Here is a 13,533-nt window from a genome sequence, read left to right as displayed (position 1 = left end):
AGTAGGGCGCAACTCCGCCTCTCTCAAGGGCAGAGGCTGTTCATCCGCCCAAAGCATCGGCGCGGAGCGGTTCGCGCATCCGCTCCAGCCAAAGCGCCAGCACGAGAAGCGGGCCGTTTTCCACCTCACCGCTTTCGATCAGCGCCATCAGATCGGCAAAGGAAATCCGGTGGGAGCGGATATCTTCGCCCTCGGCTTCCAGCCCGCCAAGCCCCGGCGCGCTGTCAGGAATGTCGCACAAGCCAATGAAACAATAGATATATTCAGATTTGGCGCCGGGGGAGGGATAGTGGTTCGGTGCCGCAATCAACCGTCCAAGCGTGATACCGGCTTCCTCGCCCGCTTCGCGCCTTGCGGCCTCTTCGGGTGTTTCACCGGCATCGACGCGGCCTGCGATCGCCTCCAAAGACCAAGGGTTCACATCCCCGCGCGCCAAGGGGCCGGTGCGGAATTGTTCGACCAAAAGCACCCGGTCGCGGATCGGATCATAGGGCAAAACCACCGTCGCATCGCCCGAGACGAACGCCGCGCGCTCAAGCGGTTGGGTCATTGTGCCGTCAAAGCGGCGATGGCGCAGGCGGTAATCCTCGACCGCAAAAAACTTCGCATAAGGTGTGCGCAAGCTTTCAATTTCAATATCTTCAGGGCCGGGTTGGAAGCGCAGTTTCGCGGGGCGAGGCGCTTCGGTCGCACGCAGGCGGGATGCCGCGCGCACGCGGATCATCGGATAGCGCGCCAAGGCTTGCTCCATCGGCACTTGCCCACGCAAAGCGATCACCTCGGCCACGGCCAAGGTGGCGAGCGGGCCTTTCTCTGCGGCCCAAGCCTCAAGCGTCCACAAATCGCCCACGCCCCAGCGCGCGGTGTCGGGGATGTAGACCCAAGCTTGATGTGCCGTTCCTTCCGCATCGGTCACGCTGCGCTGTTCCTTGCGGTAGCCGATCTCGTACCAATCCAGAAGTTCGGCCTCGGCTTCGCTGATCTGGGCGATGCCGCCGGTGGTCCCCGCAGGACCTTCCACCAGCAGCGGGTAGCCCAGATCGGTGCCGTCAGCATCAAGCGCGTGTCGGACCTCGTGGCCATCAAGGCGCGCGGGTTGCAAGGGCTTGGGCGCACCAAGCACAGCGGCAAGAAGCGGTTCATGGCACAAGGTGCCGTAAAAGAAATAAAGCTCGGTCAATGTTTTGCGCCCTGTTCTGCCTCGGGCGCGGGCTTAGTGCCAGCGTTTCCACGCCCATTCGGCCAAGATAGCCGAAACCATGCCGCCGAGAAAGAGCACCGCGATCGTGTCAAAGCGTAGCACGGCGCCAGCCATTGTCATGCCTTGCGAGAGCACATCAACCAGCGCTTCGTTGGGCATGTCATAGCGGCCACGCACCATATTGTGCATGACCTGCACCGCGCCAAGAAACAGCATGGTCCAGAACACAAGGTAAATGACGGCATGCAGACCCCGTTCGAGCGCCCGGACAACGCCACGTCCCGGGCGTAGGCCGATCACACGCCAGCCGACCATCAGCCCGATCGAGGCGGCAATGCCCGCAAAGCCATTCACCGCGGCGCTGATGGGCAAGTTGCGCGCCATCAACTCGGCCCCGAAAAAGCCCGTAGCCGCAAGACCTAAGCCACCAAACAGCTTCGCTGTGGTGGGCAGCTTGATCTGCGAATCGCGTAGAACAACTTTCTGCATGTCTTACCCCGGCCGACCCAACAAAATGCGCGTTGAAGCCTGAGCTTGCGGGCAGATTGTGGCGTGAATCGGGACGCAATCGTGGCAGGTTGGTAAACGATCCGTGTTCAGCGTTCAGTTTTTTTCGCGCGCCGCATAAGCATCGAGCGCGCGGGCACGCCCTTCGGCCAAATCAACCACAGGGTCGGGCAGCCGCGCGCCCGGCGTGAGGCCCCAGCTTTTGGGCACAGCGGCAAAGAAATCGCGCGCGGTATCGGGGGCGTGGCGGTTGCCCTCGGCAATCCAGCGGCGGCGATAGGCGCCGTTTTTGTCGAATTTTTCCGCCTGCGAGGCCGGGTTGAAGACGCGAAAATAGGGCGCCGCATCCGGGCCACAGCCTGCCACCCATTGCCAGCCCATCGCATTGGCCGCCGGGTCATGGTCAGTCAGGCAATCTTCAAACCATTTCAGCCCCACGCGCCAATCGGTCATCAGGTGTTTGGTCAGGTAAGAGGCGGCAATCATCCGCGCGCGGTTGTGCATCCGGCCTGTCACGTACAATTCGCGCATCGCGGCATCGACCAAAGGCTCACCCGTCATGCCGCGGCGCCAGCGTTCTGCATCGTCATTGTCGCCGCGCCAGGGGAAGGAGTTCCATTCCGAACGCCAGTTTTCCTGCGCCAAATTCGGGAAATGGGACATCAGATGCCAAGCGAACTCCCGCCAGACGAGTTCTTTGAGGAAATGCTCGGCGCCCGTCGCGCCCTCGTGCAGCGCGCGCTGGCCCGCGTGCCAGATTTGGCCGGGCGAAATCTCGCCCCAAGCAAGGTTTTCCGAAAGCTCGGAGGTCGCCGCCTCCCCCATGAAATCGCGCCGGGTCTTATAGTCTTCAATCGGGCCCTCAAGGAAACGTGTGAGCCGTGCCTGAGCGGCTGCCTCGCCGACGCGGGCGTGTTTCGCCACCACCGCCGCGCCGCGCCGCATATCGCGCCCAAGCGCTAAGTCTTCCAATGTTTCGCCGCGCAGGGCCGGGCCGGGGCGCAGCGATTTCACCGCTGCGAGGGGGGGGGCCACGGGAAGGCCGCGCACCGCTTTCCAAAATGGGGTGTAAACGCGGTATGGCCCGCCTTGGCCGGTTTGCACCTCCCACGGCGGGAACATCACTTGCCCGGCGAAAGAGCGCGCCTCGATCCCTTCGGCTTTCAAGGCAGATTTGATCTCGGTGTCACGCTTGATCGCCGCCGGGTCCAGATCGCGGCTCCACCAAACCGCCGCGGCACCCGCTTCCTTGGCAACCGCGCGCAGGGTCTCTAGCGCCGGGCCGCGGCGGATCACCACCGGGCAGCCAAGTGCCTCCAACCGGGGCAGGAAATCGGCCAAAGCTTCTCCCAAACGCCAGCGCGGCGCGGCGCCATAGCGCGCGGCGAGATCGTCCAAGATAAACAGCGCCAGCACCGGCCGGCCGGAAGTTTCCGCCGCGGTTAGCATCGGATGGTCCGCCAGCCGCAGATCACGGCGCAGCCACAACAAGATCGGTTTTGCGTCACTCATGCGCGCCAAATTGGGGGCGGGGAGGGCATTCGGCAAGGGCAAATGGGCAAATCGAGCCGTGCCTATCGCCTGCGACCAAGCGTTCAAACTTTCCCTTGTCGCCGCCTTTGGCGCGGTCTAGCGTGCGGCAAAACAACTTCAACAGGGAACCCCTCCGCATGAAAAAAACCTCTGTTCTGCTGGCCTCTGCCGCCTTGGCCACGGCGCTTTCTGCCCCCGTTCAAGCGGGTGATCCGGATTTTCTGGTCTTTGATTGGGCCGGGTTTGAGGTCGAAGGCATCTTGCAAGGCTTCATCGACAAAAACGGCGATCGCCCGAGCTATTCGTTCTATGGCGATGATGACGAGGCCTATCAAAAGCTTGCCTCGGGCTTTAAAGCCGATGTGGCTCACCCCTGTTCGCAAATGGTTTCCAAATACCGCGATGCCGGCCTGATCGAGCCGTGGGATGTGTCGAAAATCCCGGCCTATGCCACCATCGACCCGAAATTCCTGAAGTCGAAGATCTTTGCGGATGACGAAGGGGTCTGGTTTATCCCGACCGATTGGGGCGCGAGCGCGATTGCTTACAACCCCGAAGAAGTGCCCGCCGAGGATGTGGCCTCGCTTCAGGTCTTTACCAACCCGAAATATGCGGGCCGGATGTCGCTGCCGAACTCGTCGGATGATGTTTGGGCGCTTGCCTATTTGGCGACCGGCGTGACCGATTGGACCGAGGTCACCGAAGCGCAATTTGAAGCTGCCGCCGCGTGGCTGCGCGAAGTGCACCCGAATGTGCTGAGCTACTGGAATGACCCGTCCGAACAAGCCCAGACGATGGCTTCGGGCGAGGTGCTGATTTCGTGGTCTTGGAACGACGGCGTGGCCTATCTGCGCGCCGACAATTACCCGGTGGAGTTCCAGCGGGAGGCGGCGGAAGGCTCTTCGACGTTCATCTGCGGCTATGTGAACCTGAAAGATGGTCCCGGCGCGGAAGAAAAAGCCTATGACTTCATGAATTCGTGGCTGCGCCCGGAATCGGCGCCCGCGCTTTTGGAAGCGATTGGCTATGGTCACTCCAGCCTGACGGCGATGGAATCCATCCCGATGGAAGAACAAGTCGCAGCCGGTATCGGCCCGATTGATGCGCCGATCTTGCCGCAAGTGCCGAACGACCCGGAACTGCGCGAGCGCCAACTGGCCGAGTTTGAAAAGATCAAAGCGGGCTTCTGATCCCGATTGAGCAAAAAGAAGCCCCGGACAAGAGGCCTTGTCCGGGGCTTTTTCTATTTTAGTGCGGCGTCTTAGACGAGCTTGCCGTCCACCAACCGGGTTTTGCCGCCAAGGTAGGGGTGCAGCGCGGCGGGCAGGGTGACGGAGCCGTCTTCCTCTTGCCCGTTCTCCAAAACCGCAATCAAGCAGCGACCCACCGCAAGGCCGGACCCGTTCAGCGTGGCCACAAATTCCGGCTTGCCGCCCGCCGTGGGTTTGAAGCGGCCATTCATCCGGCGCGCTTGGAATTGCCCACAGGTCGAGACCGAGGAAATTTCGCGATAGGTGTTTTGGCCGGGCAGCCACACTTCCAGGTCATGCGTCTTTTGTGCGCCAAAGCCCATGTCGCCGGTGCACAGCACAATCCGGCGATAGGGCAGGTTGAGCCGTTCCAGCACCGCTTCGGCGCATTTGGTCATGCGCTCATGCTCAGCCAGCGCCTCATCGGGGTGGCAGATCGAGACCATCTCCACCTTTTCAAACTGGTGTTGGCGCAGCATGCCTGCCGTGTCTTTACCCGCCGAGCCCGCTTCCGAGCGGAAGCAATTGGTATGCGCGGTCATCCGGCAGGGCAGGGCGCTTTCCTCCCAAACCTCGCCCGCGATCACATTGGTCAGCGTCACTTCCGAGGTGGGGATCAGCCACCAGCCATTGGTGGTTTCATAGCTGTCTTCGGCAAATTTCGGTAGCTGTCCGGTGCCGAGCATCGCCTCCGAACGCACCAAAACCGGGGTGATGGTTTCTTGCAGCCCGTGTTCTTCGGTGTGCAGATCGAGCATGAACTGCGCCAGCGCTCGGTGCACCCGCGCGACGCCCGATTTCAGCACCACAAACCGCGCGCCCGAAAGTTTGGCGGCGGTTTCAAAATCCATGTTCCCGCCGACAGCCGGGAGCTCATAATGCTCTTTCGGCGTGAAGGCGAAAGTCTTGGGCGTGCCCCAGCGGTGCACTTCGACGTTTTGATCTTCATCCGCGCCCTCGGGTACTTCGGCGAGCGGGTTGTTCGGGATCGTTAGCAGAAGATCGCGAAGTTCGGCATCGAGCGCTGCGGCCTCCGCCTGAAGGGCTGCCACTTCGGATTTCTTTTCCGCCACCAGCGCGCGCAGGCGCTCAAATTCCGCCTCATCCCCCTTGGCTTTGGCGGCGCCCACTTGCTTGGCGGCGGCGTTTTGTGCGGCTTGCGCGGTTTCGGCCGCCAAAATCGCGGCGCGGCGCTTTTCATCAAGCGCGAGCACCGGGCCCGAAAGCGCATCGGCCCCCCGGCGCGCAAGGTCAGCATCGAACTGGGCGGGGTTTTCGCGAATGGCGCGGATATCGTGCATGGAAGCCTCCGAAACTGTTGCGAAGCGTTTAGCACAATTGCCGGGGCAGAAAAGCCCCGCGCGCGGGCAAAACGCGGCCCCTGTCATGCGAAAACATGGTGAAAAGAGCGACGGAAGTCATTGGCGGGGCTTGCGGGTCGGGCCTATACTAGCTTACATGCGCAGATATTCAAAAACCGGAATGTCAGGGCTTCCGGTCTGGCCGCCACAGGGAAGGGATGACGCCATGAAAGCTTTCGTCGTGACGTTGGTAGCGCTTGCGGTCTTGGGGCCGCAGATTGCGCGGGCCGAGGGGGGCTTCAAGGTTGAACCCTCGATGCTGACCGATTGGAAAACCGTCTACGGCCAAGTCGAGGCAAAGGATTCGATCCCGGCGCGGGCGCGGCTTGGGGGCACCTTGGTGGAACTGAGCGTGACCGAGGGTGATCTGGTCGAAGCTGGGCAAGAGCTTGGCCGCGTGGTCGATGCGAAGATTGCCTTTCAGATCAATGCGATCGACGCGCAAATTGCGGCGCTTGAAAGCCAGATGGCGAATGCCGAGCGTGAATTGACCCGTGGCGAAGAACTCAAATCCCGTGGCGTGATCACCACCCAACAGCTCGATGCCCTGCGTACCCAAGCCGAAGTGGTCAGCCAGCAGCTTGAGGCGCAGCGCGCGAGCCGCCAAGTGACCGAGCAACAAGCGACCGAGGGCGCCGTGCTCGCCCCCGTCGCGGGCCGTGTGCTAGAAGTCCCGGTCGCCAAAGGGGCGGTGGTGATGGCAGGCGAAAGCATTGCCACCATCGCAGGCGGTGGCTTCTTCTTGCGGCTTTCCGTTCCCGAGCGTTTTGCCGGCACGATGAAAGAAGGCGATGCGATCAGCATCGACACGGCTGCTGGCGAGATCTCGGGCAAGCTTGCCAAAATCTACCCGCTGATCGAAGGCGGTCGGGTGAATGCCGATGTGGAAGTGGCTGATCTCAATTCCGAATTTGTCGGTGCCCGTGTGCTGGTGAAGCTGCCGCTCGCCGCGCGCGACGCGATCTTGGTGCCCGCCGAGATGGTCAAAACCCATTCCGGGCTTGATTTCGTGATCGTGGCGACCGCGCAAGGCCCGATGGAGCGCGCGGTGGTGCCGGGGCCTGTGACCAAAGTGAACGGCCAGCCGATGATGGAAATCCTGTCCGGTCTGACCGGCGGTGAAGAGGTCTTGGCGCATGAGCACTAATCCTCCCCCCTCGACGGGCGATGAATTTTCCGAAGACGCGCCCGATATGGGCGATGCGAAATTGGGCATTGCCGGGCGGTTGACGCAAAGCTTCATTGGCTCGGCGCTTACGCCGCTGTTCATTCTGGCCGCTTTGGCGGTGGGGCTTGTTGCGCTCGTCAACCTGCCGCGCGAGGAAGAGCCGCAGATTTCGGTGCCGATGGTCGATATCCACCTGCAAGCCCCCGGGCTGAAGGCGGAAGATGCGATGAAGCTCGTCACCGAGCCGATGGAGACGATCATCACCTCGATCAATGAGGTTGAGCACGTCTATAGCCAGACGATGGATGATTACTCGCTCGTCATGGCGCGGTTCATTGTGGGCACCTCGTCCGATGCCGCGATTTTGCGCGTGCATGAAAAGGTGCGCGCCAATGCCGACCGCATCCCCAAGGGCATTGATGAGCCGATTATCGTCGGGCGTGGCATTGATGATGTGGCGATTGTCTCGCTGACGCTGTCGGGCAAGCCGGGCTCGGAAATCGGGGCGAATGACCTCACCCGCATCACCCGCGAATTGCAGACTGAAGTCACCAAAATCGAAAACGTCGGCCTGACCTATCTGGTAGGCGAGGCGACCGAGGCGATCCGTATTGCGCCCGACCCGGAAAAGCTCGCGCTTTACGGGATCACGCTGCAACAGCTTTCCTACAAGGTCGAGCAGGCCAACCGTAGCTTCAACACTGGCAAGCTGCGCGATGGCGGCGAGGAAATCGACCTTGTCGCGGGCAAAACGCTTGTGGCGCCCTCGGAAATTGCGGGTCTGCTGCTGACCGCGCGCGATGGACGCCCGGTCTATGTCGCCGATGTGGCCGATATTTCTTATGTGGGCGACACCTCGGACCATATCGTCGCCAATGTCACCCGCGAGGGTGACACCCTGCATCGTGCCCCGGCTGTCACGCTCGCCATTGCCAAGCGCGCCGGCGCGAATGCCGTGGTGGTGGGCGAGGCGATCTTGGAGCGGGTGCATGAACTGGAAGGGAGCCTGATCCCCGACAGTGTCGAGGTGCAGGTCACCCGCGACTATGGTGAAACCGCCAATGAAAAGGCCAATGAACTGCTGTTCCACTTGGGGCTGGCGACGATTTCTATCATCGCGCTGGTGCTGTTTTCGATTGGCTGGCGCGAAAGCATCGTGGTGGCGATTGTTATTCCCGTCACCATCCTGCTTACGCTTTTTGCCGCCAACACCATGGGCTTCACGCTCAACCGGGTGAGCCTGTTCGCGCTGATCTTTTCGATCGGGATCTTGGTCGATGATGCGATCGTGGTGATCGAGAACATCGCGCGGCATTGGGCGATGAAAACCCCCGGTTCGCGGGTCAAAAAGGCCATTGAAGCAGTGGCCGAAGTGGGCAACCCCACCATCGTCGCCACGCTCACCGTGGTGGCCGCGCTCTTGCCGATGCTGGCCGTGTCGGGGCTGATGGGGCCTTACATGTCGCCCATCCCCTCGGTCGCCTCGGCGGCGATGATTTTCTCTTTCTTCGTCGCGGTGATGATCACGCCGTGGCTGATGGTGAAGATCGCGGGCCGGGCCGATATGTCGGCGCATTCGGAGGAGGATGCCTATGGCGGGCATCATCACGGTGGCAAGCTTGGCGCGATTTATGCCGCCGTGGCACGCCCGATCTTGGCGACCAAGGGCACCGCGTGGATGTTCCTCTTGGCGACGATTGTGCTTTCTTTCGGTTCGCTGGGGCTGCTTTACACCAAGCATGTTACGGTGAAACTGCTGCCCTTTGACAACAAGTCCGAACTCGGCGTTGTGATTGACCTGCCGGAGGGATCGTCGGTCGAAGCTACCGATGCCGTTGCGCAAATGGTGGCCGCCGCGGTGACGGAAATGCCCGAGGTGATCTCGGTGCAAACGCATGCGGGCGCGGCCTCGCCGTTTAACTTCAACGGGCTCGTACGGCACTATTACCTGCGCGAATATCCGTGGCAGGGCGATGTTCAGATCAACCTCAAGGGCAAGGATGGGCGGGACCGCACCAGCCATGAAATCGCCCTTGAGGTGCGCGAACGCGTCACCGCGCTTGATCTGCCCGAAGGCACGGTGCTGAAAACGGTGGAGCCGCCGCCCGGTCCCCCGGTGATCTCGACCCTTCTGGCCGAGGTCTATGGCCCGGATGCCGAAACCCGCCGTGCCGCTGCGCGCCAGATTGAAGAGGCGTTCCGTTCGGTGCCCTTCATTGTGGATGTGGACAACAGCTTTGGCACGGAAGCCCGCCGCCTGCGCGCGACGGTGAACCCGGACAATCTGGAGTTCTACTCGGTGCAGGAAAGCGATGTCTTTGACACGCTGGGTCTGCTCAATGGCTCCACCACGGTTGGCTATTCGCATCGGGGCCAAGAACGCGCGCCGCTGCCGATTGTGATGGAGCGCGCCAAAAGCGCCAAGGTGATGGATGAGGCGACGCTCTCCACCCCGATTCCGGCCAATGTTCTGCCCGGCGCGCGCGGCGTGGTGGAACTGGGCGATGTGATCGAGGTGCGGGAGGAAAAAGCCTCTTTCCCGATCTTCCGGCACAATGGCCGCGAAGCGGAAATGGTCACCGCCGAACTTGCGGGCAGTTTTGAGGCACCGCTTTACGGCATGCTCGCCGTGGGCGATGCGATTGAGGCGATGGATTGGGCCGATGGCATGAAGCCCGAGATTAGCCTGCACGGCCAGCCCGAGGATGAAAGCCATGTGACGCTGTTGTGGGATGGCGAATGGGAAGTCACTTGGGTGACCTTCCGCGACATGGGCGGGGCGTTTGGCATCGCGCTGGTCGGGATTTACATCCTTGTGGTGGCGCAGTTCGGCAGCTTCCGCCTGCCGCTCGTGGTGCTGACGCCTGTGCCGCTGACCTTCCTTGGCATCATGCTGGGGCATATGATGTTCTCGGCGCCGTTCTCGGCCACGTCGATGATTGGCTTCATCGCGCTTGCCGGGATCATTGTGCGCAACTCGATCTTGCTGGTTGATTTCATCCGCCATGCAGACCGCACCGGCAAAACCGAGATCGACATTTTGATCGAGGCCGGCTCGATCCGCTTCAAACCGATCTTGCTCACCGCTGTGGCGGCAATGATCGGCGCGGCGGTGATTTTGGCGGACCCGATCTTCCAAGGGCTGGCGATTTCGCTCTTGTTTGGTCTGCTCAGCTCGACCCTGCTCACGGTGCTGGTGATCCCGGCGATCTACCGCATCTTTAAGACCTGATCGGCGCACCGTTTCCGGCCGCGTTACAAAACGCCCCCCGCTTGGGGGGCGTTTCCATTTGCGGCGCAATCATGGCGGGAATGCGGCAAAACCGTGGCGAAATCTTTGGACGAATCGCGCGTTAACCATTCTTAATTGGCCGGAATTTCAAAGACTTTGGAGAGTCTCATGGTTACCGCTGCAACCCTTTATCAAATCGGCACCGAAGGGGATGACTCCCTTGTCGGATCCAACTTTGACTTCAACGTACTTATTGGCCTTGGCGGGGATGACACGCTTGGTGTCCTTAACGGAGGAGACAACCTGCTTGATGGTGGGGATGGCAATGATCTCATCATCGGAGGCATAGGTGCCGATATCATGCTCGGTGGCAACGGCAACGATACGCTTATAGGAGGTAGTGGCTCCGACAGTCTTTGGGGCGATGACGGGGATGATATCCTCCGGGGGCAAAACGGAAGCGTGCTTGATGGCGGGGCTGGGGATGACGTCCTGAGCTTTATCCTGACCGGTATAGGGGCCCCTGTCGGCACAGGCGGGGCAGGGGCGGATACTTTCGTGCTTGAATGGGGCGGTCTCTATGCGGTTCATCATATGATCACTGATTTGACGATCACTGATTTTGATCCGAGCGAAGACACGATCGATTTCGGCTTGGGCAAATCTGACTTTGCCCCCACCGCTATCATCTCTGTGGTCGAGACGGGCACCGGCACCTTGGTCGGGTTTGACACCGGCTCCACCGTCACCTTTGAAGGGCTCAGCCTGTGGGACACGCTGCACTTGACCGGGGCAGATGTGGGCGGCGTTGCGCAGGGCACCGAGGGCGATGATCGGCTTTTGTTCGTTGACGGGCCGATCAATGGCGGGGCAGGCAACGATCTTATTCGCACCAATGCTGGCGATGACGTGATCTTTGGCGGGTCGGGCGATGACACAATCCAAGGCTTCCGTGGGAATGACTCGATTGATGGCGGGTCGGGCGATGACCTGATCTACGGCTGCGTTGGCAACAACGTGCTGCTGGGCGGCGAGGGGCAAGACACGATCCACTCCGGCAACCATAGTTCGCTGCTGGATGGCGGGGAGGGGGACGACCTGCTGGTGCTGCGCATGATCTCGGGCGGCGATCACACCGCCACGGGCGGTGCGGGGGCAGATACTTTCGACTTCAAAGATTTCACCAACAAACAGGGTGATGTGACAATCACCGATTTTGAGGTGGGTGTGGATAGCCTGTTGATCGAAAGCGTGGCCTTTGACGCCTATCTGCAGGGCGCGCCCACGACCACGCTCTTTGACACCGATGCAGGGCTGTTGATCACGCTGGCCGAGGGGGACACGATCTTGCTGCAAGATCTGACGCTCGCCGAATTCAACGGCACCCTTCTGCCCGCAAGCAATGACTTTATGACGTCCTAACCGTCAGTCTTGGTCAAAACGAAACCGGCCGCGGGGAACCGGGGCCGGTTTTTCTTTTGCGCGGGGGGCAAGCTTACGAGGCAGAGCAGAACTGCTCATAGACCGTTTGCACCACTTGGGCCGCACGCGGGTCAGACAGGGAATAATAGATCGTCTTGCCTTCACGGCGGCTGGTCACCAGCCCTTCAAGGCGCAGCCGTGCCAATTGTTGGCTGACCGCCGCCTGCCGCGTTTCAAGCCGGTTTTCCAGCTCGGTCACCGATTTCTCGCCCGAGGCGAGATAGCACATGATCATAAGCCGCCCCTCATGGGCGAGCGCTTTCAGCAGGTTGGAGGCGGCGCGCGCGCGGCCGATCATCTCCTCGGCATCAAGCGCGGCGCAGCGCTCATCCGGCGCCTCTTGCGACGGCGTCGCACCGGGCTGCGGGGTCACATCCAGCATATGTTCTTGTTGCGGGCTATCGCCCGATTCCATCTCCACGGAAACCGTTCCTCGATTGAGCGCGTCAGTCTATTAACTGACGAAATAACACGGTTACGCAGGGGAATCGAGAGGGCGACGCGAATTCGTCACCTGTAAACGCGCTAATTGACGCGGGTTTAGGCGCTGGCGGGGCCTTGGCTCGGTGCGCGGCGTGCAGCACGGATCAGGCGCAAGCGGGCCACTGTCTCGCGCAGGGCGACGAAAATGATGACCACAAGTGCCACCGTATCGAAACCGGGAATTGGCATTTCGCCCCCCTTCAGAACCGTTATTTCCCTAGGCGTGAACCGAAAATGTGGCGGATGCAGGGCGGGGGCGGGGCAAAACCGCGCCGGCTCTTGGTCTGGGGCTTGACCTTCGCCTGTCGCCCGCGCTTTTTGGCAGCACCCCAAATGTGAGCCCTTCCATGCTTCACGCTTATGTGTCCCAGTCTCCCGGTCTTGCACGGCTTGGCCAGCAAAGCCCGACCGACCCGCGCCCCGATCTGGGCCGCGCGATTTGGATCGACCTTTATCGCCCGCTCGACAGCCAGTCCGCGGCAGTGGAGGCGCTGGGACTGGAGGTGCCGACGCTCGCGGATATGGAAGAGATTGAGATCTCGAACCGGCTTTATCGCGAAGATGGAACCGATGTGATGACGGTGGTGATCCCCGGTCATACGCCCGATGGCGTGCAAGTCGCGGGCCCGGTCAGCTTTATCCTCACGCCCGAGCGCTTGGTGACGGTGCGCCACCATGCGCCGCGCAGTTTTATCACCTACCCAGACCGGGCCGCCCGCACCACGCCCGGCTGCGCCACTCCCGAGCGGATATTTCTGGGGTTGGTGGAAGAGATTGTGGCGCGGCTTGCGGACCTTTTGGAAGGTGTGGGCCGAGTGCTTGATGCGGTGTCCGCGCGGGTTTTGGGCGATGCAGGGCCAGAGGAACTCAAGGCGAGCCTTGGCGAGGTGGGGCGGCAAGGCGACCTTTTAGGCAAAATCCGGCTGGCGCTTCTGACCCTTGAACGTGCGCTGTCATTTTTTGATCAGACGCGGGCCGCGCAGGGGGCGGCGCATGAATTGCGCCCGATTATCAAAGCCTTGATGCGCGATATTGCGGCGCTTTCGGTGCATAATGACTTTCTGTCGTCGCGCGTGTCGCTCAGCGTTGATGCAACGCTTGGTATGATCAACCTCGCACAAAACAACACGGTGCGGATCTTGTCGGTCGTGACCGCGCTGTTCTTGCCGCCGACGCTCATTGCCTCGGCCTATGGGATGAACTTCGCCAATATGCCCGAGCTGAACCAAAGCTGGGGCTACCCGTTCGCTCTGGTGCTGATGGTCGCCTCTGCCGCGGGGACATGGGCGTTTTTCAAGTGGAAGAAGTGGCTCTAG

The 13,533-nt window shown here is 61.3% G+C and carries 11 protein-coding genes; 5 read left to right on the top strand and 6 right to left on the bottom strand.

What is annotated here, in order from left to right; all coding sequences use genetic code 11:
* Nucleotides 1-40: 40 nt before the first annotated feature.
* From CRO18_RS13645 to CRO18_RS13635, 3 genes are all read right to left on the bottom strand, one after another.
* Nucleotides 41-1,180, bottom strand: a complete 1,140-nt coding sequence (locus CRO18_RS13645; RefSeq protein WP_097082538.1) for an NUDIX domain-containing protein — start codon at nt 1,178-1,180, stop codon at nt 41-43.
* Between the two features lie 33 nt (nt 1,181-1,213).
* Entirely contained in the window at nt 1,214-1,690 is a 477-nt protein-coding gene (locus CRO18_RS13640; RefSeq protein ID WP_076485320.1) for a TrgA family protein, read from the bottom strand.
* 114 nt (nt 1,691-1,804) lie between these two features.
* On the bottom strand, nt 1,805-3,220 hold the full coding sequence (locus CRO18_RS13635) for a deoxyribodipyrimidine photo-lyase (RefSeq protein ID WP_097082537.1): 1,416 nt from the start codon (nt 3,218-3,220) through the stop codon (nt 1,805-1,807).
* A gap of 158 nt (nt 3,221-3,378) precedes the next feature.
* Here CRO18_RS13635 and CRO18_RS13630 point away from each other — a divergent pair, with 158 nt between their 5' ends.
* Nucleotides 3,379-4,431: a PotD/PotF family extracellular solute-binding protein gene (locus CRO18_RS13630; RefSeq protein WP_097082536.1), complete on the top strand. Its 1,053-nt coding sequence runs from the start codon at nt 3,379-3,381 to the stop codon at nt 4,429-4,431.
* Between the two features lie 71 nt (nt 4,432-4,502).
* On the opposite strand, the gene serS is transcribed toward CRO18_RS13630, so the two are convergent.
* Nucleotides 4,503-5,792: a serine--tRNA ligase gene (gene serS, locus CRO18_RS13625; RefSeq protein ID WP_097082535.1), complete on the bottom strand. Its 1,290-nt coding sequence runs from the start codon at nt 5,790-5,792 to the stop codon at nt 4,503-4,505.
* 226 nt (nt 5,793-6,018) lie between these two features.
* On the opposite strand from serS, the gene CRO18_RS13620 reads away from it, so the two are divergent.
* From CRO18_RS13620 to CRO18_RS13610, 3 genes are all read left to right on the top strand, one after another.
* On the top strand, nt 6,019-6,999 hold the full coding sequence (locus CRO18_RS13620) for an efflux RND transporter periplasmic adaptor subunit (protein WP_097082534.1): 981 nt from the start codon (nt 6,019-6,021) through the stop codon (nt 6,997-6,999).
* 46 nt (nt 7,000-7,045) lie between these two features.
* On the top strand, nt 7,046-10,252 hold the full coding sequence (locus CRO18_RS13615) for an efflux RND transporter permease subunit (protein WP_097082563.1): 3,207 nt from the start codon (nt 7,046-7,048) through the stop codon (nt 10,250-10,252).
* 168 nt (nt 10,253-10,420) lie between these two features.
* Nucleotides 10,421-11,674, top strand: a complete 1,254-nt coding sequence (locus tag CRO18_RS13610; RefSeq protein WP_097082533.1) for a calcium-binding protein — start codon at nt 10,421-10,423, stop codon at nt 11,672-11,674.
* A 73-nt stretch (nt 11,675-11,747) separates the two neighbouring features.
* Here CRO18_RS13610 and CRO18_RS13605 read toward each other — a convergent pair whose 3' ends face one another.
* Both CRO18_RS13605 and CRO18_RS19155 read right to left on the bottom strand, forming a co-directional pair.
* Nucleotides 11,748-12,149 (bottom strand): winged helix-turn-helix domain-containing protein, encoded by a 402-nt coding sequence (locus tag CRO18_RS13605; protein WP_076485326.1) that lies wholly within the window; start codon nt 12,147-12,149, stop codon nt 11,748-11,750.
* A gap of 125 nt (nt 12,150-12,274) precedes the next feature.
* Nucleotides 12,275-12,406 (bottom strand): hypothetical protein, encoded by a 132-nt coding sequence (locus CRO18_RS19155; RefSeq protein WP_283234896.1) that lies wholly within the window; start codon nt 12,404-12,406, stop codon nt 12,275-12,277.
* Between the two features lie 158 nt (nt 12,407-12,564).
* On the opposite strand from CRO18_RS19155, the gene CRO18_RS13600 reads away from it, so the two are divergent.
* Nucleotides 12,565-13,533, top strand: coding sequence for a magnesium transporter CorA family protein (locus CRO18_RS13600; RefSeq protein ID WP_076485505.1), 969 nt, complete (start codon nt 12,565-12,567; stop codon nt 13,531-13,533).

It is taken from the genome of Rhodobacter sp. JA431 (assembly GCF_900217725.1).
GTDB classification, from domain to species: domain Bacteria; phylum Pseudomonadota; class Alphaproteobacteria; order Rhodobacterales; family Rhodobacteraceae; genus Rhodobacter; species Rhodobacter aestuarii.
The sequence above is the reverse complement of the archived record's forward strand: the minus strand, read 5'-3'. Positions and strand labels throughout refer to the sequence as shown.

What these genes read in the sequence shown, in the direction of transcription:
- CRO18_RS13640 (WP_076485320.1), bottom strand. Translation starts at nt 1,690, where the DNA reads ATGCAGAAAGTTGTTCTACGCGATTCGCAGATCAAGCTGCCCACCACA.
- CRO18_RS13635 (WP_097082537.1), bottom strand. Translation starts at nt 3,220, where the DNA reads ATGAGTGACGCAAAACCGATCTTGTTGTGGCTGCGCCGTGATCTGCGG.
- CRO18_RS13630 (WP_097082536.1), top strand. Translation starts at nt 3,379, where the DNA reads ATGAAAAAAACCTCTGTTCTGCTGGCCTCTGCCGCCTTGGCCACGGCG.
- serS (WP_097082535.1), bottom strand. Translation starts at nt 5,792, where the DNA reads ATGCACGATATCCGCGCCATTCGCGAAAACCCCGCCCAGTTCGATGCT.
- CRO18_RS13620 (WP_097082534.1), top strand. Translation starts at nt 6,019, where the DNA reads ATGAAAGCTTTCGTCGTGACGTTGGTAGCGCTTGCGGTCTTGGGGCCG.
- CRO18_RS13615 (WP_097082563.1), top strand. Translation starts at nt 7,046, where the DNA reads ATGGGCGATGCGAAATTGGGCATTGCCGGGCGGTTGACGCAAAGCTTC.
- CRO18_RS13610 (WP_097082533.1), top strand. Translation starts at nt 10,421, where the DNA reads ATGGTTACCGCTGCAACCCTTTATCAAATCGGCACCGAAGGGGATGAC.
- CRO18_RS13605 (WP_076485326.1), bottom strand. Translation starts at nt 12,149, where the DNA reads ATGGAATCGGGCGATAGCCCGCAACAAGAACATATGCTGGATGTGACC.
- CRO18_RS19155 (WP_283234896.1), bottom strand. Translation starts at nt 12,406, where the DNA reads ATGCCAATTCCCGGTTTCGATACGGTGGCACTTGTGGTCATCATTTTC.
- CRO18_RS13600 (WP_076485505.1), top strand. Translation starts at nt 12,565, where the DNA reads ATGCTTCACGCTTATGTGTCCCAGTCTCCCGGTCTTGCACGGCTTGGC.